Below are 21,345 nucleotides of genomic sequence, written 5' to 3' on the forward strand. Positions count from 1 at the left end.
TTGCAAAAGGAGAGCGTATACAAGCCTCCATTCTAAAAATAGCTAATTTGAAATTAGAAGGAACTACTATTGATTTAGAAGTATCAAGTAATACTGCAAAAACAGGAATATTGAATATAGAACATCATTTGTTGGATTATCTACATAGATCATTACGCAACTATGATATGAATATTCAAATAAAAGTGAATGAAGAAATTGCTAAAAAAATAGCAGTAAGTCCTGAGGATAAATATGAACGATTATTAGAAGAAAACCCTCTGTTACAAGATTTTAGAAATGCTTTTAGCTTAATGTTAAAACCTTAATTATCTGTATTATAAAAATATTATTGCTGTTGTGTTTAAGTGCAATAGCATTTTTTTATTTCTAAAACTTTTGTTTTTTTCAGTATAATGTTTAATTTTGCCCCAAAAATGTTAATATAAGACTTTTTTAAATGAACTTTTTCCAACACGAATATTAATAAAATTATAAAATATGAAAGTACTTAATGAACGACAGTCTAAGATTTTGGAGAGCTTAGAAACCAAAAAGTACATCAGCGTAAATGAACTGAGTGAAAAGCTTAAAGTTTCGGTAGTTACTATACGTAAAGACTTAACGCTCTTAGAACAAGAAGGTTACCTCCATCGTACTCACGGAGGTGCTAGCAAGCAAATGCGCTATGTGTTTGATCAAACAATAACTGAGAAAGAAACTCAAAATGTAGAGGAAAAAACGCGTATTATTACTAAAGCGTTAGACTTTATCAAAGAAAATGAGTTTATCATACTTTCATCAGGAACTACAGTTAATTTATTAGCTCAAAAACTTTATGGTTTCCGTAATCTTACTGTGTTAACCCCTTCATTAAGGGTTGCCTTAGAAGTATGTAAAAACCCTAATGTAAACACCATCCACTTAGGAGGTGAGGTACGCAAAAACTCTACTTCTACTATAGGTGTACTCGCCGAAGAAACTCTTAGCAACTTCTCTTGTACTACTTTATTCTTAGGAATAGAAGGTATAGATCTCGATTATGGATTGAGTTCTACCAATGTAGGAGAAGCTCATCTCAACAAAAAAATGATGGAACGTGTAGATAAAACTATCGTCCTCGCCGATTCCTCAAAAATACATAAACGCGGTTTTGGCTTCATCTGTTACGTCGAAAAAATAGATATGCTCATCACTGATAGCAATGTAGACCCCGAGTTTGTAGAAGAACTCGAAAAAAGAGGGGTAGAAGTAGTAATTTGCTAATTAGCAAATTCACAAATCAATAAATTGTTTATGATACAAATATATCACAATCCTAAATGCTCCAAATCACGTTGTGCTTTGGAGCTTTTAAAAGAAGCTAATAAGGCATATAAAGTAGTAGATTACCTCAAAGAAGGTATTTCTAAAGAACAAATTAAAGAACTACTTACTAAATTACAACTATCTCCTATTGAATTAGTTCGTACTAAAGAAAATGTTTGGAAAGAACATTTTAAAGAAAAAACACTTACTGATGAACAAATTATAGAAGCGATGGTAGAATACCCTCAGCTTATTGAACGCCCTATTGTTGTGGTAGGGGATAAAGCTGTAATAGGGCGCCCTACTGAAAAAATAAATGAAATTATATAATTAACAAATGAGAAAAACATTATTATGTGTCATTGCTTTCGTTTGGGGAGCAACAGCTATCTACTCACAAGCATACATTTCAGTGAGTGGTGGGTATGGATTTAAAGCTCATGAAAAGACATTAGGTAGAGACGCTACTAATGCTACTGCTATCACCGATTTAAAAGGAAGTTATGGAGAAGGTTATCAAGCGCAATTGAGCGGAGGTTATTTCTTCCATAAACGTTGGGGAGCTGAATTAGCTTTAGGTTATCTCTACGGTGAGGATATGCCTACCAATAAAAACCAAATATTGAATATGAAGGGACACGGTCGTGCTTATGGAGCTTCCCTTTCATTAGTATTCAATATTACTGATAATTTGTATGTACGTGCTGGAGGTGTTACCAAAATAGGTGGTAAAACCGAAATACAAACAGAACTTAATGCTAAATTACCTTTGAGAATGTTTAACCCAATGGCTCCTTCAACAACTATGGTAGATATGAAAGCTGATTTTAATAATAATTTCCACGGAAAAATACCTTTTGGTTTTATAGGAGGAATAGGCTATCGTTTTAAAGTAGCTGATAGAGTAGCTTTTTTTGTAGAAGGAGAATATCTTAACATCAATGTACCTCGCAAGGAATCTAAACTAAAAGATTTCTCAGCTACTCGCACTATAGCAGGCACTACTTCTACAATTAGTCTTCAAGAGTTCAAAGGTTATATGGTAACTCTACAAAATGCTCCAGCATCTCCTCAAACAGTAGCGTTGAAACAATTGGCAACTCAAATATCACCTCTATTGGAAGATACTTATAGTTGGGAAGGCAAGGGAGCTCCTGATGCGCCTTACTCATCTATAGGAGTTCATTTTGGAGTAACCTATACTTTTTAAAAAATTTTCTTCATTATCATATAACAAAACACTTATCAGTTGAAAGTTTACCGAAACTGATAGGTGTTTTTCTTACCAAAAAACAGTCAATAAAAGAAAAATACTCAGAAAAAATTTGCTTCATATATAAAAAAAGAAGTACATTTGCACGCAACTAAATTCTCTTTTTTAAATGAATTTCCAAGATAAAATTATTAATGAAGGATTTACCTATGATGATGTCCTTCTAATCCCCAATTATTCTGAGATATTACCTCGTGAAGTGTCGATAACTTCACATTTTACCCGTAATATCACTTTGAATGTACCTATTATCTCAGCAGCTATGGACACTGTAACCGAAGCTGCTATGGCTATAGCTATGGCACGCGAAGGAGGCATAGGGGTACTCCACAAAAATATGATTATTGAGGAGCAAGCTAAACAAATACGCAAAGTAAAACGTGCCGAAAGCGGTATGATTATCGACCCTGTTACGCTTCCGTTAAACAGTAAGGTGAGTGATGCAAAACGCTGTATGAAAGAAAATAGTATTGGTGGTATACCTATTGTTGATGCTAACGGAATCTTAAAAGGCATTGTAACTAACCGCGATTTACGCTTTGAACACGATAATAATCGCCCTATAACTGAAGTAATGACCTCTAAAAACCTCGTGATTGCCAACGAAGGCACTTCTATGAAGGAAGCTGAGGGTATTTTACAACGCAGTAAGGTAGAAAAACTCCCCGTAGTAGATAAAAACTACAAATTAGTAGGTCTTATTACTTTCCGAGATATTGCCAACTTGCAAGAAAAATCTATTTCTAACAAAGATAGCTTAGGACGCTTGCGCGTAGCAGCAGCCTTAGGCGTTACTGCCGATGTAGTAGACCGTGCCGAAGCTCTTGTACAAGCAGGAGTTGATGCCGTAGTTATCGATACAGCTCACGGACATACAAAAGGCGTAGTGAATGCTCTTAATGCCGTAAAAAGCAAGTTTACCGACTTAGAAGTAGTGGTAGGAAACATTGCCACTGCCGAGGCCGCCCTTTATTTAGCCGAAAATGGCGCCGATGCAGTGAAAGTAGGCATAGGTCCAGGCTCTATATGTACTACCAGAGTGGTAGCAGGTGTGGGTTATCCTCAATTATCAGCGGTGATGAACGTCGCAAACGCTCTTAAAGGCAAAGGAATCCCTGTGATTGCCGACGGAGGCATTCGCTACACCGGCGATATCGTAAAAGCTATCGCCGCAGGTGCCAATAGTGTGATGCTTGGCTCTCTGCTTGCTGGCACTAAGGAATCACCGGGGGAAACTATCATTTTTGAAGGCAGAAAATACAAATCTTATCGCGGTATGGGCTCGGTAGAAGCGATGAACCAAGGTAGTAAAGACCGCTATTTCCAAGATGTAGAAGACGATATCAAAAAACTTGTCCCCGAAGGCATTGTAGGGCGCGTGGCATACAAAGGCGAACTACAAGAAAGTATGCATCAGTTCATCGGAGGCTTGCGCGCAGGTATGGGATACTGTGGTGCCAAGGATATCGAAACGTTGCAAGCCGTGAGTCGCTTTGTGCGCATCACTGCAAGCGGAATTACCGAAAGCCACCCCCATAATATTACCATCACCAAAGAAGCTCCTAATTATTCACGTTAATAAACGAATATAACTTCCATAAATGAGGCTGTCTAATCTTTTCAGACAGCCTCATTTATGTAATAAATAACAAAAAAGTGACTATCAACAATATATTTTGTACTTTTGCCAGCTGATAAAATAAACTCATTAGACTCAATGAAAAACGGAATAGTAAATGATTATATTAATATTATAGAAGTATTCACTAAAAAAATACATCTATGGATTCAACTCTTCATCGATAAAACACCTAATATTGTAATAGCTTTATTAGTTTTTATTTTGGGCTTTTATCTTTCTAGACTTATCAAAAAAATAGCCATTCGTATCTTAGAAAGGCGCGGTGTAAAACCTTCTTCGCGCATAATGCTTGGTAATATTATTTCTGTTTTAGTAGTTATTACCTTCTTTATGTTTTCGTTAAATATTTTAGATCTCGAAAATATGTTCAAAACCATTTTGGCAGGGGCTGGAGTAGCTGGATTAGCTATCGGTTTGGCTTTACAAGGAACGCTTAGCAATACTTTTTCAGGCATTACTTTATCTTTTAGCAAGAGTATTCGTATAGGGCATCAAATTGAAACTATGGGCTATACAGGAACTATTGAAGATATAAATTTGCGTACTATCAAGCTTAAAATGGCTGACGGGAACTATGTTTCTATACCCAATAAGCTTATAGTAGATAATCCTATGAAAAATTATTCTGAAAGTGATACAGCCAATGTATTAGTAACTTGTGGTGTAGGTTATGAATCGGATTTAGAACAGGTGAAAATACTCACTGAGACTACTATTCGGAAGATGATGCAACAAAAAGAGCTTGATACGGCTATTTCTTTTTATTATACTGAGTTTGCCGATAGTGCTATCAATTTTATCGTATATTTTACCATTCCTTCCAAGAAACTTTCTGAGTCTTTTCTGTATAAATCAGAAGCTATAATGGCTATCAAGAAGTGTTTTGATGCACATAATATAAATATACCATTTCCTATTCGCACTGTTCAGATGGATAAACAATAAAAATAGACCCCAATGTTAAAAAATTTTTGAACTTCTATAAAGTTTTTAAATTTCTCTTGTGTTGCACTCTATAAACTTTCTATTCCTACAAAGTGTATTTACTTTCTCACACCATTTCATCATAAGGAATACAAATATCAAAACCTTTAGATGAAAAATAATTCGGTGTATCTTCAGTTTCTGAAATAGCTAATACAAAATCTCCTCCCCAAGCTCCTAAACTCTTTACTGTACCTTTATAATCAGAGAAAAGATATTCTTTCACTGTGGGAATACCGAGATACTCACTGATGAGCATTTCGTGTTCATTAAGTATAGCGCAAAAATCGGCTATGGTATAAGCTAATACAAGGTGTTCTGTAAGGTGTGTGATACTCTCAGCGAGTTTGCGTTTGCTTTTACTTACTGAGCGATAGCGTGCAATACCTTCTCGGCTATTTTGTTTTTGGTTGAGATAAACAAAGTAAATATAGTGGGTATGAGGGAAAAGAAAACGCAAGGGGTAACTATGGGGTTTATCCTCTTGAAGACGATATAATAAAGGAGTTTGACTCTTAGCACAAGCAATATCATAACCACTACCACCAAAACTCTTAAATAGAAGTTCATACGGGTTTACTGTTGCCCACTGGGCTATGTTATTGATAAGTGTAGAAGATGTTCCTAACCCCCACAAACGAGGAAATTCTAAATGTGTTTGCACTTGTGAATACATCCATTTGTTTTTAAAATCAGGATTGAGTTCTGCTGCTGTAGTGAGTATCTTTTGTAGAGTTTGAGCCACTTTCTGGTCAGCATCTGTTGTGAGCACAGCGCTATCAAACCATAAATTACCATTGCTATCAAAGGCTTGCCAACCTCCTTGCACATCATTTTCAGTTACTTCTAATGTTTGTCCTTTTCGAGTAGGAAGGGCAAAAGCAAGTGCCCCATCAAGCACCGCGTATTCACCTGTGATAAGTAATTTACCATTACTGTGAAAAGAATAAGTTTGTGTTACTCTCATATTTTTTATATCTTTGCACTCTGAAAGTACAAAAGTAATAATTATTTACAGATAAAAAATAGAACAATGAAAAAAATAAAACAACTTTTATGCTCCTTTATCATAGCAATTCCTATGTTTACTCAAGCGCAATCTATACGAGTAAACATTGCTACTTCTGATGGTAACGACCTAAATTTCAACTCGGTTGATGAATTGATAAAAACTAACTTTACTAAATTTAAAGAAGTAAAGATATATAGCAACGACCAAGTACAATTAAATGAAACTTTGTTAAAAAAACTACTCACCGAGGCAAATCAATTAGAGTATTTAGAAATAAAAGAAGTAGGCATCTCTACTTTTCCTGAATTGAGTGCTGAAAATAAATCACTAAAAACATTAGTGTTGCGTCTCAACAACCTCACTAAACTCCCCGAAAATATTGGTCATCTTTCTGCTCTACAAACCTTAGACGTCTATAATCCTATAACCGAAGTTCCTAATTCTCTCATCAACTTACAACAATTAGAAAATTTAAAGTTTGAAGGAGCTGAATTAATTGTTTTCCCTGAACAAGTATTTGCCTTGTCTAAACTGAAATCACTCATCATTAGTCAGTTCGACACTAAAAATAAAATCAAAACTCTTCCTGATAATTTCGACAAATTGCCTTTGCTCGAAGAACTATCTTTGCGCAATGCTGCACTTACTGAAGTTCCTGCCTCTATAGGGCGTTTGCAACACTTGGAAAACGTATATTTCAATGCAAACAATCTTACCAAATTACCTCAAGCATTAGCTGAAAATCCTCATTTAACTTACGTAAATATTAACAACAACCCTCTTGATTTCAAACAGTTTATAAAATCTGTCGAAAAAGTACTATGGAAAGGGGTTTTGTATATAAACAACCGTAATTTTACTACTCAACAATATGAAGAAGTAGAAAAACGCCTACCTAAAATAACCGTATTCTACAATCAAAAAGAAGAATAATACCCTAAAAAACATCTCAATTTTTATGAAAGATAAACTGATAAAAGTAGGCATTTCCATTGGTGATATGAATGGAATAGGGCTTGAGATTATCCTCAAAACCTTTGAAGACCACCAAATATTGGAATTGTGTACCCCTATTATTTTTGCTTCTAATAAATTAGTTTCTTTCCAAAAGAAACATTTCAATACAATGGCTAATTTTCAAGGCATCGATAGTGTAGATGCCGCCATTGAAGGTAAACTAAATGTACTCAACTGCTGGAAAGAAACTCCTACAGTTACCTTTGGTCAGGAAACTGAAGAAGGTGGAAAATATGCTTTCCTATCGTTACAGGCTGCTGTAGAAGCTCTTAAAAATAACGAAATTGATGTATTAGTAACTGCTCCTATCAATAAAAACAACATCCAGTCTGATAATTTTCACTTCCCTGGTCACACCGATTACTTAGCCAAAGAACTCAATGGAACCAGCCTAATGTTTATGGTAAGTGAAGACTTAAAGGTAGGATTACTTACAGATCACGTGCCTCTAAAAGACGTATCCTCTCTCATTACCGAATCACTCATTATGGAGAAAGCTCGTTTGATGAATGAATCTCTCATCAAAGATTTCCGCTTGCAACGCCCTAAAATAGCTGTATTAGGTATCAATCCTCATTGTGGAGACAAAGGGGTTATTGGCAATGAAGATGATGAAGTGCTACGCCCTGCCTTAAAAAAACTGTACTTCGATGAAAATATATTAGTATTTGGTCCTTTTGCTGCCGATAGTTTCTTTGGTTCTCAAACTTATCGCAACTACGATGCTGTGCTTGCTCCTTATCATGATCAAGGTCTTATAGCTTTCAAAACCATTGCTTTTGGTAGTGGTGTGAACTACACAGCTGGACTTAGCAAAGTACGCACTTCCCCCGATCATGGTACTGCTTACGAGATAGCAGGTAAGGGTATTGCCGATCCTGAGTCATTCCGCCATGCTATTTACACCGCTTTAGATGTATTCAGAAATCGGGAAGAATATGCCGAACTAACTAAAAACCCTCTGAAAGTACGTGCTTTAGAAGCAGATAAAGATAAATAATTACAATATGAATATCAAAAAGTTAGGAGCTATAGATATAGGGTCTAACGGGGTGAGATTGCTCATCTCTAACGTTTTAGAAGAACCTAATGAAGCCCCAAAATTTACCAAAGCGAGCTTAGTACGTGTTCCTATCCGTTTGGGAGCTGATGTGTTTTTAGATGGACTTATCTCTCCTGAAAATACTGATAGATTAGCTGATGCTATGCAAGCCTTTAGCTTGCTGATGAAAATAAATCAAGTAGAAAACTATCGTGCTTGCGCTACTTCGGCAATGCGTGAATCTACTAATGGACAACAAGTAGCCGATGAGGTTTATAAACGCACTGGAGTACGCATTGAAATTATAGATGGCGCTGAAGAGGCGAGCATCATTGCCTCTACCGATATTTCAAGTTTGATACAAAAAGATAAAGATTACCTATATATAGATGTGGGAGGAGGTAGCACTGAGTTCACTGTCTTTTCTAAAGGGAAAGTAAAAAAATCGCGTTCATTCCCTATTGGTACAGTGCGCTTATTAGATAACAAGGTGAGCGACAAAACGTGGGAAGATGTTGAAAAATGGATAAAAAAACACACTAAAGATTGTGAACATATAGAAGCCATAGGCTCTGGCGGAAATATCAATAAAATCCATAAGAACTCTAATAGTAAAGAAGGTGAACCTCTTAGCTATCAGTATCTCACCGATTATCACAACTATGTTTCTGGTTTTTCTTATGAAGAACGTATTAGGCTCTTAGGATTCAATCCCGATCGCGCCGACGTAATCCTCTATGCTCTCACTGTATTCACTAATGCAATGAAATGGTCGGGAGCTGAGATTGTTCACGTACCTCGTATTGGTCTCGCCGATGGTATCGTAAGGACTATTTACAACAAAGAAAACAACGTTATAAAATAAGTTTAAAATAATTATATTTATCTTATTATCAGTGATTTATATATCAAACTACTCTGTAAATTACACTTTAAAACCTCAAAAAATAAACGATTTATTTTTATAAATCATTTTTTTGTAATACTTTTGAGCCCTAAAAACATTTAATACACATTCAATTATGAAATTTTACTTTTGTTTTTTAGCTTTATTCTTAGCTTTTGCTTCTTGCAAAAAGAATGGATCTCAACTCACTCCTGAACAGAAAGAAGCTGAGTTACAAAAAAAATTAGACTCTCTTGCTAAGATTAAATTTGATGAAGTAATAAAAGAAGATGTAGATACTTACCCTATTTTTAAAGGGGTATGCGATACCGCTACTACTAAACCTACTCAAAAAGAATGCTTTGAGAAAACTTTTGCAGCTCTCTTTGAAGAACGCTTGCGAAAAGACCCTTACGAAGTGTCTGAACCTATTAAAGATAGTGTTATTCTCAACATAAAAGTAGATAATATCGGAAAAATAGTGCTCATAGATATTAAAGCTGATGAGAAAACTAAAGAATTACTCAGCACCGAAAACGAAAGTTTTGAGGATTCTTTGCGCGCTAATCTATCAATGTTGTCTGATAACGATGCTATTGCCCCCGCTACTAAAAATGGACAAAATGTAAGCACTCAATTTGAACTCCCTATTAAAATTAACGTTAAATAATCTGTAGTAGCTTTTGGAACGTGTTATTTTAGGTATCGACCCTGGTACTACTATTATGGGCTTTGGACTTATTCAGGTGGAAAGAGATACTATGAAACTCTTACAACTGAATGAACTTCAACTCAGTAAATACAGCAATCACTACTTAAAACTAAGTGTGATTTTCAATCGTACTTTAGAACTGATAGACACCTATAAACCTGATGAATTAGCTATTGAAGCACCTTTCTTTGGTAAAAACGTTCAATCAATGTTGAAATTAGGGAGAGCTCAAGGAGTAGCGATGGCAGCAGGTTTATCGCGCGAAATCCCTATTACTGAATACGAACCTAAAAAGGTAAAAATGGCTATTACGGGCAACGGTAGTGCTTCCAAGGAACAAGTAGCCAAAATGCTTCAACAACTTCTAAACATAAAAGAACTCCCCAAACACTTTGACGCAACCGACGGTCTGGCGGTGGCTGTTTGTCACTTTTTTAATGGTGGTAAGGCACAAAAACAGCAAAACTATAGTGGTTGGGATGCTTTTGTAAAACAAAATCAAGACCGTATAGGTTAAAAAATACTTCACTTTGTATAGCTTATACATTCATATTCCCTTTTGTAGACGTGCTTGTCATTATTGTGATTTCCATTTTTCAACTACTCTGAAAAGAAAAGAAGAAATGGTAAATGCCCTTTGTGAGGAACTCATTTTGCGCAAGGATGAAGCTATAAATAGTGAATTACAAACAGTCTACTTAGGAGGAGGGACGCCCAGTATCCTTTCGTATGACGAATTACAACAGCTTTTTCATACAATCTTCACACATAACAAGGTAAGCCCCACAGCCGAAATTACCTTAGAGGCTAATCCTGATGACTTTTTTAGAGACTCCTCTCCCCAACAAATGTTAGAACAATTGCGCTCTTTGGGTATCAATAGACTAAGTATAGGAGTACAATCGTTTTTTGAAGAGGACTTACAATTGATGAACAGAGTGCATACGGTAAGCCAAGTAGAGACTTTATTACAGATAGCTCCACAGTATTTTAATAATATCACGATTGATTTGATTTACGGCATTCCTCGAATGAGTAAGGAACGTTGGCAGGAGAATATCAATAAGGCGCTGTCTTTTGATATTCCACATATCTCAGCCTATGCACTTACAGTAGAAGAAAAAACAGCTTTGCACAAGTTTATAGCTACGGGAAAAATACCACCTATAAACGATGAGCAAGCCTATACACACTTTCAAATACTGATAGACACTCTTGAAAAGGAAGGGTTTATACAATATGAGTTTTCAAATTTTGGTAAAGAGGGGTATTTTAGTAAGAATAACACAGCGTATTGGTTTGGCAAACCTTATATGGGGATAGGTCCTTCAGCTCATAGTTTTAATGGAAAAGAACGCAGTTGGAATATTGCTCATAACATTAAGTATATACAACAAATACAGCAGGGAATATTACCTCAGGAAAAAGAAGAACTTACCCTCAACAACCGATATAACGAACTTATTATTACGCGTATACGAACGATGGTAGGAATTGATTTAGAAGAAGTAAAAACTTTTTTTGGGGAAGATTATAACCAATATTTATTACAGCAAGCACAGAAGTACCTTGCCGATGAGCTTTTAGTTATAGAAGAAAACCATCTGAAAGTAACGCGCAAAGGCAGATTCCTCTCAGATGGTATAGCTTCGCATTTATTTAGGGTGGATGACCTCATCTAGGGCTTTAAAGGTAACATTTTGGTTGCCATCAATGTGGTATTCCAAAAGCAGGTCGCCCCACAATTCACCATCAGTAAATTCACAAATCACCCATTTTTCATTGAGTATTCTTATTTTATTAAATAAGAATTTGCCGTTAGACTCTGATTTGATGTAAGGGTTATGATCCTTTACATTCATCTCCATTAGCGCATTCATAACAATTTGTGAAGGATTGTCAATTTTTAAATCTTCAAAATATTGTTGTGCTAATTCATTAGTTTCAAGACTGAAATTCAATGCTTCAAGGCGTTGTTCGTCAATCTTTTTGATAGAATCAGTAAGTTTTGAAATCTTTTCAGCCGATTCCTTTAATGCTGTGGCACTTTCATTGTTCGTTGAGTTACAACTTACCAAAACAGCAGTTCCTAAGAGTGTAATAAAAAAATGTTTATTCATTATGATAAGGTTTTTGTTCGCTTAGTTTGAGTACCTTTACCTTGGAGTTCTTACGGAGATAAGAGTGTAAAAGGTGTCGGTTGAGTAAAGAATTGGCTAAAGGAGTGATAAGGGTTTCTAAAATAGAACGTTGTGTGAGTTGGTAGTTCAGATTTAAAAATCCATACCCTTTGATATTGCCATCTATTACTAAAATCATACTTTTTTCACCTACTACTCTGCCTTTATCTACAATTGCTACATCTTCATTTTGTAGTCCGTATTTAGCAAAAATTTCTTTAACTCGTTTATTGTATATTTCAGGAGATTCGTTATAGAAATCTACTTCGTTGAGTTGAAATTCTTTTTCTATGCGCTTCAAAAAAAACAATCCTTCTTTTAGTGTTTCAAAAGTAGTGATAAAATTGTTTTGCGATTGCAATAATTCTATAGAAAAACAGAGGTATCCTCTTTTGTTGTAATGAGAAGTAAGTATATAGTTGATATTCTTTAATTTATCAATACTCCGGTTGTTACATTTAGGATTGTTAAGTTGTATAAGTTCTAATTCTTTAAGGGTTGCAATGAGTTCATTTCCCATTTCTTCATAAGTTACCTTATAAGTATGGCGTTGCAAATATCTATCGCGTTTAGAGGGAGAGGTGAGCAATTGGTTCACCCGTCCTTTGATGTTTTTATGTTTTCCTACATAGATAATTTTACCTTCTTCGTTGTGAATATAGAATACGCCTAAGGTTTCAGGGAGTGCATCGAGTATTTTTAGGTGTCGTGAAGCCATTTCTAAGCGTACATCATTTTTTACTGAAGCGGTGATAATACTCTTTTTAGTGTCTTTTTCAAGTAAATATTTAAAAAGATTGAGGGTAGCCATAGCATCGCCCGAAGCACGATGGCGTTCACTCATCGGGATACCTAAAGAACGCACTAATTTTCCTAAGCTATACGATTCTTTATCAGGAATGAGTTGTTGTGAGAGTTCTACTGTACAGAGTGTTGTTTTGATGTACTCATATCCTAAACGGCGAAATTCTGTTTGCAAAATGCGATAATCAAAGGCGGCATTGTGCCCAACAATGATACACCCTTCTGTAATCTCCACTATGCGTTTGGCTATCTCATAAAACTTTGGTGCATTGCGCAACATCTTGTTGTTAATGCCTGTAAGTTTAGTAACATAGTCTTGTATAGGGCGTTCGGGATTGATAAGAGAGATAAACTGATCAGTAATAGTATGTCCATCAAATTGATAAATAGCAATTTCGGTAATACCTTCTTCATCGTATTTACCTCCCGTAGTTTCTATGTCGAGTATTGCGTACAAATGTTTAAGTGTTAGGGATTAGACATTTAGTCATTAGTAAATGAAAAAAAGCAAAGAGAAAGGCATACTTTACTCTTTGCTTTTATGTTGTTCATCAATTTTCTTTTAGCGAACTTCTTTAATACGGGCTTTTTTACCTGTAAGTCCTCTAAAGTAATAGATGCGAGCACGTCTAACTTTACCTTTTTTGTTTACTTCAATTTTTTGAAGGGCAGGCATATTGATAGGGAAGATACGTTCTACCCCTACTGTACCAGACATTTTGCGAATGGTAAATGTAGCTGTCACGCCGTGACCTTTGCGTTGTATTACAACACCTTTAAAAAACTGAGTACGTTTTTTGTCTCCCTCTTTGATTTCATAATACACAGTGATAGTATCACCTGCTGAAAATTCTGGGAATTCTTTTTTCTCAATAAAGTTGTCTTGTACGTACTTTAATAATGGTTCCATAAAAAATATAAAATAATTATGTTATCATTGGGCAACATTCACGACTCTCGCCAGAGGTTACTCCAAATCGGGGGCAAAGGTACTATTTTTTTTTGAATTAGCAAGTTTTTTCGTACTTTTGTCGCCTCACTAATACACAATTATGAATTTTAACAAACTATTTCTTATTATTTTAGGAGTGATCCCTTTGATAACAAAAGCTCAATTTCTGTCTCTTTTTGCCGATGCTAAAGACTATAAGGGGAAAGTAAAAACTATACAAACAGAACTCCTCAAAATTGATAGTTCAGTAAATAAAAATCTGTATAAATTTACCCATCATTATGATAAAGAAGGATATTTGTTAGAAAGAGTATTTTATGATGAAAGTAAAAATACTTATACTATACATCATTATACTCATAACAAAAAAGCTCGTAGTGTGAGAGATGAGGAGTACAGTGAAAATGAACTGAAAGAAATAACTATAAGTTTTTACAATAAAAAGGATTTAATCACTAAAGTAATATATTATGATGATATGAAAAATCTAAAGAAAAGGACTGAAAATGAATACCACTCTTATGGTAAGTTTAAAAGTATTTTTGAATACAATGCAAGCGGCAAATTGTACAGAAAAGAAGTTTATCAATACGATAAAAAAGGTAATCTCACTGAAGATGCTATATTTGAGGACGGTAAGAAGAAAATTATAGAAAGTAATATTTATCAATATAATAGGGAAGGTAATATATTAGTGCAAAAGCAATATTTAAATACTCTACAATATTATACTACCTATGTTTTCACGTATGATGCTAAAGGTAAAGTCATAAGATGTGATAGTACCTCAGAATCTTTCAAAAATTATACTTTGTATTCCTATCCTAACACAGGCGAAACTTTAGAACAATTCTTTAATGAAAAAGGAGAATTGCTACAGAGTATTCATACTATTAAGGATACAGAGGGCAGAATCCTCAAGAAAACAAAAGAGGATTTTATGACTACTAATGCCTTTTGTACAGAAGAAGTATATGATGATTCTCATAATACCTATACCTATAAACAATATAAAAACGATACACTAATCTATTCATATACTAAACAATACAATGATAAGAATAAATTAGTACAATACATTTATACCAATAGAAATAACAAAACAAGCATTGAAAACCACACATACTCTTATGATATTATAGGAAATTTGGTTGAAGAAGTTGTAACCGATGAAAATAATCGATTGTTGTACATCGAAAAAACAAATATCACTTACTATGAATAAGAAAAATACAATATATACGAGCGATACTATTGTTGCTTTAGCAACTGCTTCGGGAATAGGAGCTATTGCTGTTATTCGATTATCAGGTGTCGATGCTATAGAGATATCTGACCGAATATTCAAGAGCTATAGCAAAAAACCTTTAATCAACGCTCCCTCCCACACAGTACATTTAGGAACTTTAGAAGCTAAAAACCAAGTGATTGATGAGTGTTTGGCTACTATTTTCAAAGGTACAAAATCATATACAGGAGAACCCGTAGTAGAGTTTTCTTGTCACGGAAGTAATTATATTGTAGAAGAAGTTATTAAATTGTGTTTAGCCAATGGCGCTCGTTTGGCTGAAGCAGGAGAATTCACTAAACGCGCTTTCTTAAATGGCAAATTAGCACTCAATCAAGCAGAAGCGGTAGCCGACCTAATTGCCTCTGATAGTAAAGCCTCTCATCAAGTAGCTTTGCAACAAATGCGTGGAGGCTTTACTTCTGAAATAGAAGCACTACGACAAGAATTACTCAATTTTGCCTCACTAATAGAGCTTGAGTTAGATTTTTCGGAAGAAGATGTAGAATTTGCTGATAGAAGTCAGTTTAAAACCCTTTTAAAAACTATTAAAACTACGTTATCATCACTTATCCAATCATTTTCAGTAGGAAATGTTTTGAAAAATGGTATTCCTGTGGCAATTGTAGGGAAACCCAATGCAGGCAAATCAACCTTGCTCAATGCTTTACTAAATGAAGAGCGTGCTATTGTATCGGATATTGCAGGCACAACTCGTGATACGATTGAAGAAACCTTACATATAGGAGGTATTGCTTTTCGTTTTATTGATACGGCAGGTATTCGTGACACACAAGATCAAATAGAAGCAATAGGGGTACAAAAAGCCAAAGAAAAAATAGAAAAAGCCTCAGTGATATTATTTCTATTTGACGACAAAGATAATACAGTGAGTGAAATCACTACTTTTGTAAAGGAAAACTACCGAGAGGGTGCTAAATATGTTTTACTACACAACAAAACAGACTTATCATCAGAAGAGACAACTGCTTTTGATGATGAGATTCTACAATCTCTCAAAGGCTATACTGATACTTTATTAAGAATATCAGCTAAAGAAGGGCAAAATATCACTGAGTTAAAGAACTTTCTCGCTGATTATGCCCAAACGCTTAGTCAAACTGGCAAGGCAACTGTAGTAACGAATATCCGTCATTACGAAGCTCTTTCCAATGCCTTACAAGCTATTGAAAAAGTAGAAGAAGGAATGCAAATGCATTTATCGGGTGATTTATTAGCTATTGATATACGTGAAACACTTTATCATTTAGGCAGTATCACTGGAGAAGTAAGTAATGAGGAGGTCTTAGGAAACATATTTTCCCGCTTCTGTATCGGGAAATAAATAAAAAATAAAAACTTTGCCAAAGGACAGAATCCTTGGCAAAGTTTATAATGTTTGGATTATTTGTTATTGTCTTGCTTTAAGTTTTTCAATGAGTTTAGGAACTACCTCAAAAGCATCACCTACAACACCATAATCGGCAGCTTTGAAAAAAGGTGCTTCAGGATCAGAATTGATAACTAATTTCACTTTAGAGGCATTTACTCCTGCCAAGTGCTGTATAGCTCCCGAAATACCTATAGCTATATAGAGATTAGGCGCTACAGGTTTACCCGTTTGTCCTACGTGTTCAGAATGAGGTCGCCATCCCATATCAGCGACAGGTTTAGAACAAGCGGTTGCTGCACCTAATACTTCAGCAAGTCCTTCCACTATCTGCCAATTCTCGGCTGCTTTCAACCCTCTTCCTCCTGAAACCACTATAGTAGCATCGTCTAACGACACTTTACCTGAGGTTTTCTCAGTAGTGATTACTTGTATCTCCTGATCACTATCAGGAAGTGTAGGAGCAAAAGGTTCTACTGCAAGTTCAACATTTTTTTCTTCTATTTTAAAAGCATTAGGAGCTAATCCTAATACTTTTATAGGGGTATTGATTTGACTAAGGCTAATCGCTTTGTTTGAGAACACATTACTTTTTACAATAAAATCTTCAGTAGGTAAAGAAATGATATTAGATACATACCCCGCTTGCAAACTATTAGCTAATAAAGGAGCTACTTCTTTGGCTTGTGAAGAAGCACTAAATACCACTATTGTACTATTTTCTTTTGCTACTGCTTGTTGCAATAGATGATTGAGTGTATTGGCAGAAATATGTTGTAGTTGGTCATTGGTAATGCTAAGCACTTTATTTACCCCATAAGCAGCTAATACTTCAGGTTGAGGTACATTTATAGTTACAGCTACTACTTTTGTTTGTTGTTTATCGGCAATTGCACGAGCATAGGTAGCTACTTCAAAAGCGCTTTTTTTCACTTTTCCGTTTTCGGAATCTATATATATGAGTACTGACATTTTTAATTAAATTACTTTTGCTTCGTTGTGTAATAAATCAATAAGGGTATCTAAATCATCGGCAGATACCATTTTCACAGGTTGTTTTGCAGGGAGTTTCTCAAATCCTACAGTTGTTACCCTCACATCGGTAGCCTCAGCAGGTAATACCGTGATTGCTTTAGTGCGTGCTGCCATTAAGTTACGCATATTGGGGATACGGAGGTCTTTCTCTTGAGTAAGACCTTTTTGCCCTGCAATTACCAAAGGAAGTGTAGCAGTTAGTTTTTCTCTGCCGCCATCTATTTCTCGTTGGGCAGTTACTTTGATGCCTTCAATTTCTAAACCTATACATTTGTTTATAAAAGGAAGGTTTAAAAGCGAAGCTAAATAACCTCCTACCATTCCACCATTGTAGTCGATAGATTCCTTACCTGCGATGATAAGGTCATAATTACCTTCTTTAGCAACTCTTGCAAGCTGAGTAGCTACAAAAAAAGCATCAGTAGGGGCGGCATCTATACGAATGATATCGTCGGCTCCTATAGCTGAAGCTTTTCTTAGTACTGGTTCTGTTTCTTGTGTTCCCACATTCACAAGGGTAACACTTGCCCCTAATTGTTCTTTAAGCATAATAGCTTTAGTGAGGCAAAACTCATCATTAGGATTGATAATAAACTGTACCCCTGAAGGATTGAACTGTTTGTTATCTTCCGTAAAGTTTATTTTAGAAGTAGTGTCGGGAACACTACTGATACATACTAATATCTTCATAATCTTATAGATAATAGGATTAAATTCAACTTAATGTTTTAATTTTAAAGGCGTAAAAGTACTATGTTTTTACTAACTACACAAATTATTATACAAAAAATCGTAACTTTGCCGTTCTAATTAATTGAAATACTATAAGAAATAATGACCCCTCCCATTACTGATATGCGTCTGTTAGGACAGTTGTTTCGTCACCCTGAAGGAGACTACGCCAAAGAAGTAGGCGATTTTATTTTTGCTTCCAATAGTGCTATGATAAACTGTACTATTGATTGTTTAGCACTGCAACCCCATCAAAAAGTTTTAGAGATAGGTTTTGGTAATGGCAATCATCTCCCGTATTTATTTAACAAGGAAAGTTCCCTACAATATATAGGGGTAGAAACCTCTGCTGCAATGATAACTGAAGCAACTGAGTACAACAACGTTTTAGTTAGTCAAAAAAAAGTACATTTTTTAGAGGTAGCTGCTGATAAGCTCCCTAATTTCGATTATTCTTTTGATGTATGTTTTTCGGTAAATACCCTTTATTTTTTAGAAAACCCATTATATTATTACAAAAAGATTCGCGCTTTACTCAGCTCACAAGGTAAAGTAGCTATTGGTTTTATAGATAAAAGTACGGGAGAGAAGACGCCTTTTGCGCGTGAAGGTTTTCAGTTTTATACCGCTGAAGAAGTAGCTGAAATACTTAAAGTAGCTGGTTTTGAAGATATAACAAAATTGCCTTTTGAAGAAACTCTTGTTTCAGCAAAAGGCAAAAGTATCCAACGAAAGTATTGGGTTGTGATAGGAACTTGCTAATTTAAAATTTGTTAATTCACCAATTATTTGTACCTTTGTGCCAAGTTTATAAAAGAAGAAAATGTATGAGAATTTTATTACTTATCATACTCCTTATAATAACTCCTTATATAGTTTATAGTCAGTCAAATACTTCTAATAAAGACTTAAAAGTAGGCTTAGTGCTCAGTGGAGGTGGAGCGAAAGGATTAGCGCATATAGGAGTGTTAAAAGTATTGGAGGAAGCAGGAGTACGTATTGATTATATTGGGGGGACAAGTATGGGGGCAATGGTAGGTGCTATGTATGCTGCAGGATACTCGGCTAATGAATTGGACTCTATCTTCCGACAATTAGACTTTGATAAACTTTTGCAAGACAAAACTTCACGTCGTGCAAAATCATTGCACGAACGTTATATATACGATCGTTATACTGTAGCATTACCTTTTGATAACTTCAAAGTAGGGTTACCTCGTGCAGTATCGAAAGGTCAAAATATCTATAATGAATTTGTGAAATTACTCTATCCTGTGAATGAAATTTTTGATTTTTCTAAGTTACCTATTCCTTTTCTATGCGTGGCTACTGATATAGAAACAGGGAAAGGAGTAGTACTTGAAGACGGCTTCTTACCTCAAGCTATACAAGCTAGTGGCTCATTCCCTTCGCTATTTGATTTGGTAGAAATAGATGGTAAATGGCTTACTGATGGAGGTATAGCTGATAATTACCCCGTAGACGAAGTGAAAAAAAAAGGAATGGATATTATTATAGGGGTAGATGTACAGAGTCCGTTAGCAAAACGTGAGGAAATCAACTCTTTTTTAAGTATCTTTTCACAAATTACAACTTTCCCGATGGTAGATAATATGCCACAGAAAATAAAAGAAACAGATGTATACATCAAACCTAATATAGAAGGATTCAATGTGATTTCGTTTGATAAAGGTGAGACAATCATCAACAATGGGAAAATAGCTGCTGAACATTTTTTGCCTCGTTTGCGTGAAATAGCTGCTCAACAAAAACATACTACCCAACGGAGAGAACCTATAGAGAAAATAGATTCTTTTTATCTAAAAGAAATACATTTTCATAATAACGAGCACTTTACTCGTAGCTACTTGCGTGGAAAACTCCACTTAAAACACTTGGATCGCAAAATTTCGTTTGAAGAATTGAACGACGGATTGTCTAACCTAATGGCAACAAATAATTTCCATTCTATTAATTATCAAATTAGACATACTTTTGAAGGGGAACATATTGATTTTTTCTTGAAAGAAAATCCGCAACGTACTTTTTTGAAGTTTGGCATTCATTATGATAATCTGTTGAAAACAGGCTTCTTGATGAACTATACTCAAAACTATTTTTTACAGGATAGTGACTTCCTTTCACTTGACCTTATCGTAGGCGATAATATACGCTATCAGTTTGATTATTTTGTAGATAAAGGATTCTATATCAGTTATGGATTGCGTTCTAAATTTGTGCAGTTCGACCGTAATCTGAATACAAGACGTTTATCTAATTATAGAATAGAACAATCTGAACTCAACCGAATGGACGTAGAGGCTTACGATTGGGTAAATCAATTGTATTTACAAACGCTCTTAGGCAATGGTTTTGTGTTTGGATTAGGTGCAGAACACCGCAAAGTACAGTTTGATGCTGAACAAATATATTCAGTAAGCGCTATTGCTTCATATTCTGAAAAAAAACACTTTGGCAGTTTATATTCTTATTTAAAATACGATAGTTTTGACAATAGTTTTTTTCCAAGTAAAGGTGTGTTTTTTAATACACAATTTAACCTTTACGCACTTGCAGCTCCTAATGATGCAAATTTTAATAAGTTCACCACAGGCAAAACAGAAATATCATTCGCTATTCCCATACTACCAAGATTGAATACACGAATAGGGTTTGAAGGAGGTGTTACGATAGGAAATTCTAAAACGTATTCATTAGACTTCTTTTTAGGAGGATACAATAAAAATGTATTCTCTAACTACTCACCTTTCTATGGCTATGATTTTTTGAGTATTGGTGCTAAAAACTACTTAAAAACAGAATGGGTGATAGATTTTCAACCTTTTAAAAAACATCACTTGTTACTATTGGCTAATGTAGCTAAAGCAGATAATAATCTTTTTGAAAGTTTTCAATGGGAAAAATACCCTGATTATTCGGGCTATGGTATAGGGTATAGTATTGAAAGTTTTTTGGGACCTATAGAACTAAAATGCACTTACTCACCCGAAATACGGCAAGCAATATGGCTGTTTAATATAGGGTATTGGTTCTAAAGTGAAAAAATGAAAAGTGAAAGATATTAGCGACAAAATACTAAAAACAATAT

22 protein-coding genes are annotated in these 21,345 nt (G+C 35.0%); 16 read left to right on the forward strand and 6 right to left on the reverse strand.

Translation table 11 applies throughout. The features are described from left to right. Positions 1–47 precede the first annotated feature (47 nt). From JMN12_RS12235 to JMN12_RS12260, 6 genes are all read left to right on the forward strand, one after another. Positions 48–308 (forward strand): hypothetical protein, encoded by a 261-nt coding sequence (locus tag JMN12_RS12235; protein WP_009751073.1) that lies wholly within the window; start codon positions 48–50, stop codon positions 306–308. A 172-nt stretch (positions 309–480) separates the two neighbouring features. Further along, a complete protein-coding gene (locus tag JMN12_RS12240) occupies positions 481–1,245 on the forward strand; it encodes a DeoR/GlpR family DNA-binding transcription regulator (RefSeq protein WP_088594332.1) in 765 nt (254 codons plus the stop codon). Between the two features lie 30 nt (positions 1,246–1,275). Further along, positions 1,276–1,617 (forward strand): arsenate reductase (glutaredoxin), encoded by a 342-nt coding sequence (gene arsC / locus JMN12_RS12245; protein WP_088594331.1) that lies wholly within the window; start codon positions 1,276–1,278, stop codon positions 1,615–1,617. A 7-nt stretch (positions 1,618–1,624) separates the two neighbouring features. Beyond that, positions 1,625–2,497, forward strand: coding sequence for an outer membrane beta-barrel protein (locus tag JMN12_RS12250; RefSeq protein ID WP_088594330.1), 873 nt, complete (start codon positions 1,625–1,627; stop codon positions 2,495–2,497). A gap of 172 nt (positions 2,498–2,669) precedes the next feature. Next, positions 2,670–4,139, forward strand: a complete 1,470-nt coding sequence (gene guaB, locus JMN12_RS12255) for an IMP dehydrogenase (RefSeq protein ID WP_088594329.1) — start codon at positions 2,670–2,672, stop codon at positions 4,137–4,139. A 138-nt stretch (positions 4,140–4,277) separates the two neighbouring features. Then, positions 4,278–5,147, forward strand: coding sequence for a mechanosensitive ion channel family protein (locus JMN12_RS12260; protein ID WP_088594328.1), 870 nt, complete (start codon positions 4,278–4,280; stop codon positions 5,145–5,147). Positions 5,148–5,253: 106 nt separating this feature from the next. On the opposite strand, the gene JMN12_RS12265 is transcribed toward JMN12_RS12260, so the two are convergent. Next, positions 5,254–6,153, reverse strand: a complete 900-nt coding sequence (locus JMN12_RS12265) for a GYDIA family GHMP kinase (protein WP_088594327.1) — start codon at positions 6,151–6,153, stop codon at positions 5,254–5,256. A 66-nt stretch (positions 6,154–6,219) separates the two neighbouring features. On the opposite strand from JMN12_RS12265, the gene JMN12_RS12270 reads away from it, so the two are divergent. The 6 genes from JMN12_RS12270 (at position 6,220) to hemW (ending at position 11,537) form a co-directional block, all read left to right on the forward strand. Next, positions 6,220–7,131 (forward strand): leucine-rich repeat domain-containing protein, encoded by a 912-nt coding sequence (locus JMN12_RS12270; protein WP_088594326.1) that lies wholly within the window; start codon positions 6,220–6,222, stop codon positions 7,129–7,131. A gap of 25 nt (positions 7,132–7,156) precedes the next feature. After that, positions 7,157–8,215 carry a 4-hydroxythreonine-4-phosphate dehydrogenase PdxA gene (pdxA, locus tag JMN12_RS12275; protein ID WP_088594325.1) on the forward strand — a complete coding sequence of 353 codons (1,059 nt, stop codon included), beginning with the start codon at positions 7,157–7,159 and terminating at the stop codon, positions 8,213–8,215. Between the two features lie 7 nt (positions 8,216–8,222). After that, positions 8,223–9,122, forward strand: a complete 900-nt coding sequence (locus tag JMN12_RS12280; RefSeq protein ID WP_009751082.1) for a Ppx/GppA phosphatase family protein — start codon at positions 8,223–8,225, stop codon at positions 9,120–9,122. Between the two features lie 157 nt (positions 9,123–9,279). Continuing rightward, positions 9,280–9,813: a hypothetical protein gene (locus JMN12_RS12285; protein WP_009751083.1), complete on the forward strand. Its 534-nt coding sequence runs from the start codon at positions 9,280–9,282 to the stop codon at positions 9,811–9,813. 13 nt (positions 9,814–9,826) lie between these two features. Beyond that, positions 9,827–10,372 carry a crossover junction endodeoxyribonuclease RuvC gene (gene ruvC, locus JMN12_RS12290; RefSeq protein ID WP_088594324.1) on the forward strand — a complete coding sequence of 182 codons (546 nt, stop codon included), beginning with the start codon at positions 9,827–9,829 and terminating at the stop codon, positions 10,370–10,372. Positions 10,373–10,385: 13 nt separating this feature from the next. Further along, positions 10,386–11,537 carry a radical SAM family heme chaperone HemW gene (gene hemW / locus JMN12_RS12295; RefSeq protein WP_203139521.1) on the forward strand — a complete coding sequence of 384 codons (1,152 nt, stop codon included), beginning with the start codon at positions 10,386–10,388 and terminating at the stop codon, positions 11,535–11,537. Here the strand turns inward: hemW and JMN12_RS12300 are convergent. The 3 genes from JMN12_RS12300 to rplS all read right to left on the reverse strand — a co-directional run bounded on the left by JMN12_RS12300 (position 11,511) and on the right by rplS (position 13,749). Beyond that, on the reverse strand, positions 11,511–11,975 hold the full coding sequence (locus JMN12_RS12300) for a hypothetical protein (protein ID WP_088594322.1): 465 nt from the start codon (positions 11,973–11,975) through the stop codon (positions 11,511–11,513). The two genes, hemW and JMN12_RS12300, sit on opposite strands and share 27 nt — an antisense overlap. Beyond that, a complete protein-coding gene (locus tag JMN12_RS12305; protein ID WP_088594321.1) occupies positions 11,968–13,296 on the reverse strand; it encodes an exonuclease domain-containing protein in 1,329 nt (442 codons plus the stop codon). Before JMN12_RS12305 ends, JMN12_RS12300 begins: the two co-directional genes overlap by 8 nt. Before the next feature lie 105 nt (positions 13,297–13,401). Beyond that, entirely contained in the window at positions 13,402–13,749 is a 348-nt protein-coding gene (gene rplS, locus JMN12_RS12310) for a 50S ribosomal protein L19 (protein WP_002678925.1), read from the reverse strand. Positions 13,750–13,891: 142 nt separating this feature from the next. Between rplS and JMN12_RS12315 the strand changes: the two genes are divergently transcribed. Beyond that, the gene (locus tag JMN12_RS12315; RefSeq protein WP_203139523.1) at positions 13,892–15,016 is read left to right on the forward strand and encodes a hypothetical protein; all 1,125 of its coding nucleotides are present in this window, start codon (positions 13,892–13,894) and stop codon (positions 15,014–15,016) included. Then, positions 15,009–16,424 (forward strand): tRNA uridine-5-carboxymethylaminomethyl(34) synthesis GTPase MnmE, encoded by a 1,416-nt coding sequence (gene mnmE / locus JMN12_RS12320; protein WP_088595303.1) that lies wholly within the window; start codon positions 15,009–15,011, stop codon positions 16,422–16,424. Before JMN12_RS12315 ends, mnmE begins: the two co-directional genes overlap by 8 nt. A gap of 66 nt (positions 16,425–16,490) precedes the next feature. Here the strand turns inward: mnmE and JMN12_RS12325 are convergent, their stop codons facing one another. Both JMN12_RS12325 and JMN12_RS12330 read right to left on the reverse strand, forming a co-directional pair. Further along, positions 16,491–17,441 carry an electron transfer flavoprotein subunit alpha/FixB family protein gene (locus JMN12_RS12325; RefSeq protein WP_088594319.1) on the reverse strand — a complete coding sequence of 317 codons (951 nt, stop codon included), beginning with the start codon at positions 17,439–17,441 and terminating at the stop codon, positions 16,491–16,493. 6 nt (positions 17,442–17,447) lie between these two features. Further along, positions 17,448–18,194: an electron transfer flavoprotein subunit beta/FixA family protein gene (locus JMN12_RS12330; protein WP_088594318.1), complete on the reverse strand. Its 747-nt coding sequence runs from the start codon at positions 18,192–18,194 to the stop codon at positions 17,448–17,450. Between the two features lie 144 nt (positions 18,195–18,338). On the opposite strand from JMN12_RS12330, the gene JMN12_RS12335 reads away from it, so the two are divergent. Both JMN12_RS12335 and JMN12_RS12340 read left to right on the forward strand, forming a co-directional pair. Then, positions 18,339–18,998, forward strand: a complete 660-nt coding sequence (locus JMN12_RS12335) for a class I SAM-dependent methyltransferase (RefSeq protein ID WP_088594317.1) — start codon at positions 18,339–18,341, stop codon at positions 18,996–18,998. Positions 18,999–19,063: 65 nt separating this feature from the next. Then, on the forward strand, positions 19,064–21,292 hold the full coding sequence (locus tag JMN12_RS12340) for a patatin-like phospholipase family protein (protein ID WP_203139525.1): 2,229 nt from the start codon (positions 19,064–19,066) through the stop codon (positions 21,290–21,292). Positions 21,293–21,345 lie beyond the last annotated feature (53 nt).

The organism is Capnocytophaga genosp. AHN8471 (assembly GCF_016806945.1).
In the GTDB taxonomy this organism is placed as follows: Bacteria; Bacteroidota; Bacteroidia; order Flavobacteriales; family Flavobacteriaceae; genus Capnocytophaga; species Capnocytophaga periodontitidis.

Coding starts and splice junctions, on each gene's coding strand:
- JMN12_RS12340 (WP_203139525.1), top strand. CDS start 19,064: ATGAGAATTTTATTACTTATCATACTCCTTATAATAACTCCTTATATA.
- JMN12_RS12325 (WP_088594319.1), bottom strand. CDS start 17,441: ATGTCAGTACTCATATATATAGATTCCGAAAACGGAAAAGTGAAAAAA.
- mnmE (WP_088595303.1), top strand. CDS start 15,009: ATGAATAAGAAAAATACAATATATACGAGCGATACTATTGTTGCTTTA.
- guaB (WP_088594329.1), top strand. CDS start 2,670: ATGAATTTCCAAGATAAAATTATTAATGAAGGATTTACCTATGATGAT.
- JMN12_RS12250 (WP_088594330.1), top strand. CDS start 1,625: ATGAGAAAAACATTATTATGTGTCATTGCTTTCGTTTGGGGAGCAACA.
- rplS (WP_002678925.1), bottom strand. CDS start 13,749: ATGGAACCATTATTAAAGTACGTACAAGACAACTTTATTGAGAAAAAA.
- JMN12_RS12285 (WP_009751083.1), top strand. CDS start 9,280: ATGAAATTTTACTTTTGTTTTTTAGCTTTATTCTTAGCTTTTGCTTCT.
- JMN12_RS12280 (WP_009751082.1), top strand. CDS start 8,223: ATGAATATCAAAAAGTTAGGAGCTATAGATATAGGGTCTAACGGGGTG.
- JMN12_RS12270 (WP_088594326.1), top strand. CDS start 6,220: ATGAAAAAAATAAAACAACTTTTATGCTCCTTTATCATAGCAATTCCT.
- JMN12_RS12315 (WP_203139523.1), top strand. CDS start 13,892: ATGAATTTTAACAAACTATTTCTTATTATTTTAGGAGTGATCCCTTTG.
- pdxA (WP_088594325.1), top strand. CDS start 7,157: ATGAAAGATAAACTGATAAAAGTAGGCATTTCCATTGGTGATATGAAT.
- JMN12_RS12265 (WP_088594327.1), bottom strand. CDS start 6,153: ATGAGAGTAACACAAACTTATTCTTTTCACAGTAATGGTAAATTACTT.
- JMN12_RS12300 (WP_088594322.1), bottom strand. CDS start 11,975: ATGAATAAACATTTTTTTATTACACTCTTAGGAACTGCTGTTTTGGTA.
- JMN12_RS12335 (WP_088594317.1), top strand. CDS start 18,339: ATGACCCCTCCCATTACTGATATGCGTCTGTTAGGACAGTTGTTTCGT.
- JMN12_RS12260 (WP_088594328.1), top strand. CDS start 4,278: ATGAAAAACGGAATAGTAAATGATTATATTAATATTATAGAAGTATTC.
- JMN12_RS12240 (WP_088594332.1), top strand. CDS start 481: ATGAAAGTACTTAATGAACGACAGTCTAAGATTTTGGAGAGCTTAGAA.
- JMN12_RS12330 (WP_088594318.1), bottom strand. CDS start 18,194: ATGAAGATATTAGTATGTATCAGTAGTGTTCCCGACACTACTTCTAAA.
- arsC (WP_088594331.1), top strand. CDS start 1,276: ATGATACAAATATATCACAATCCTAAATGCTCCAAATCACGTTGTGCT.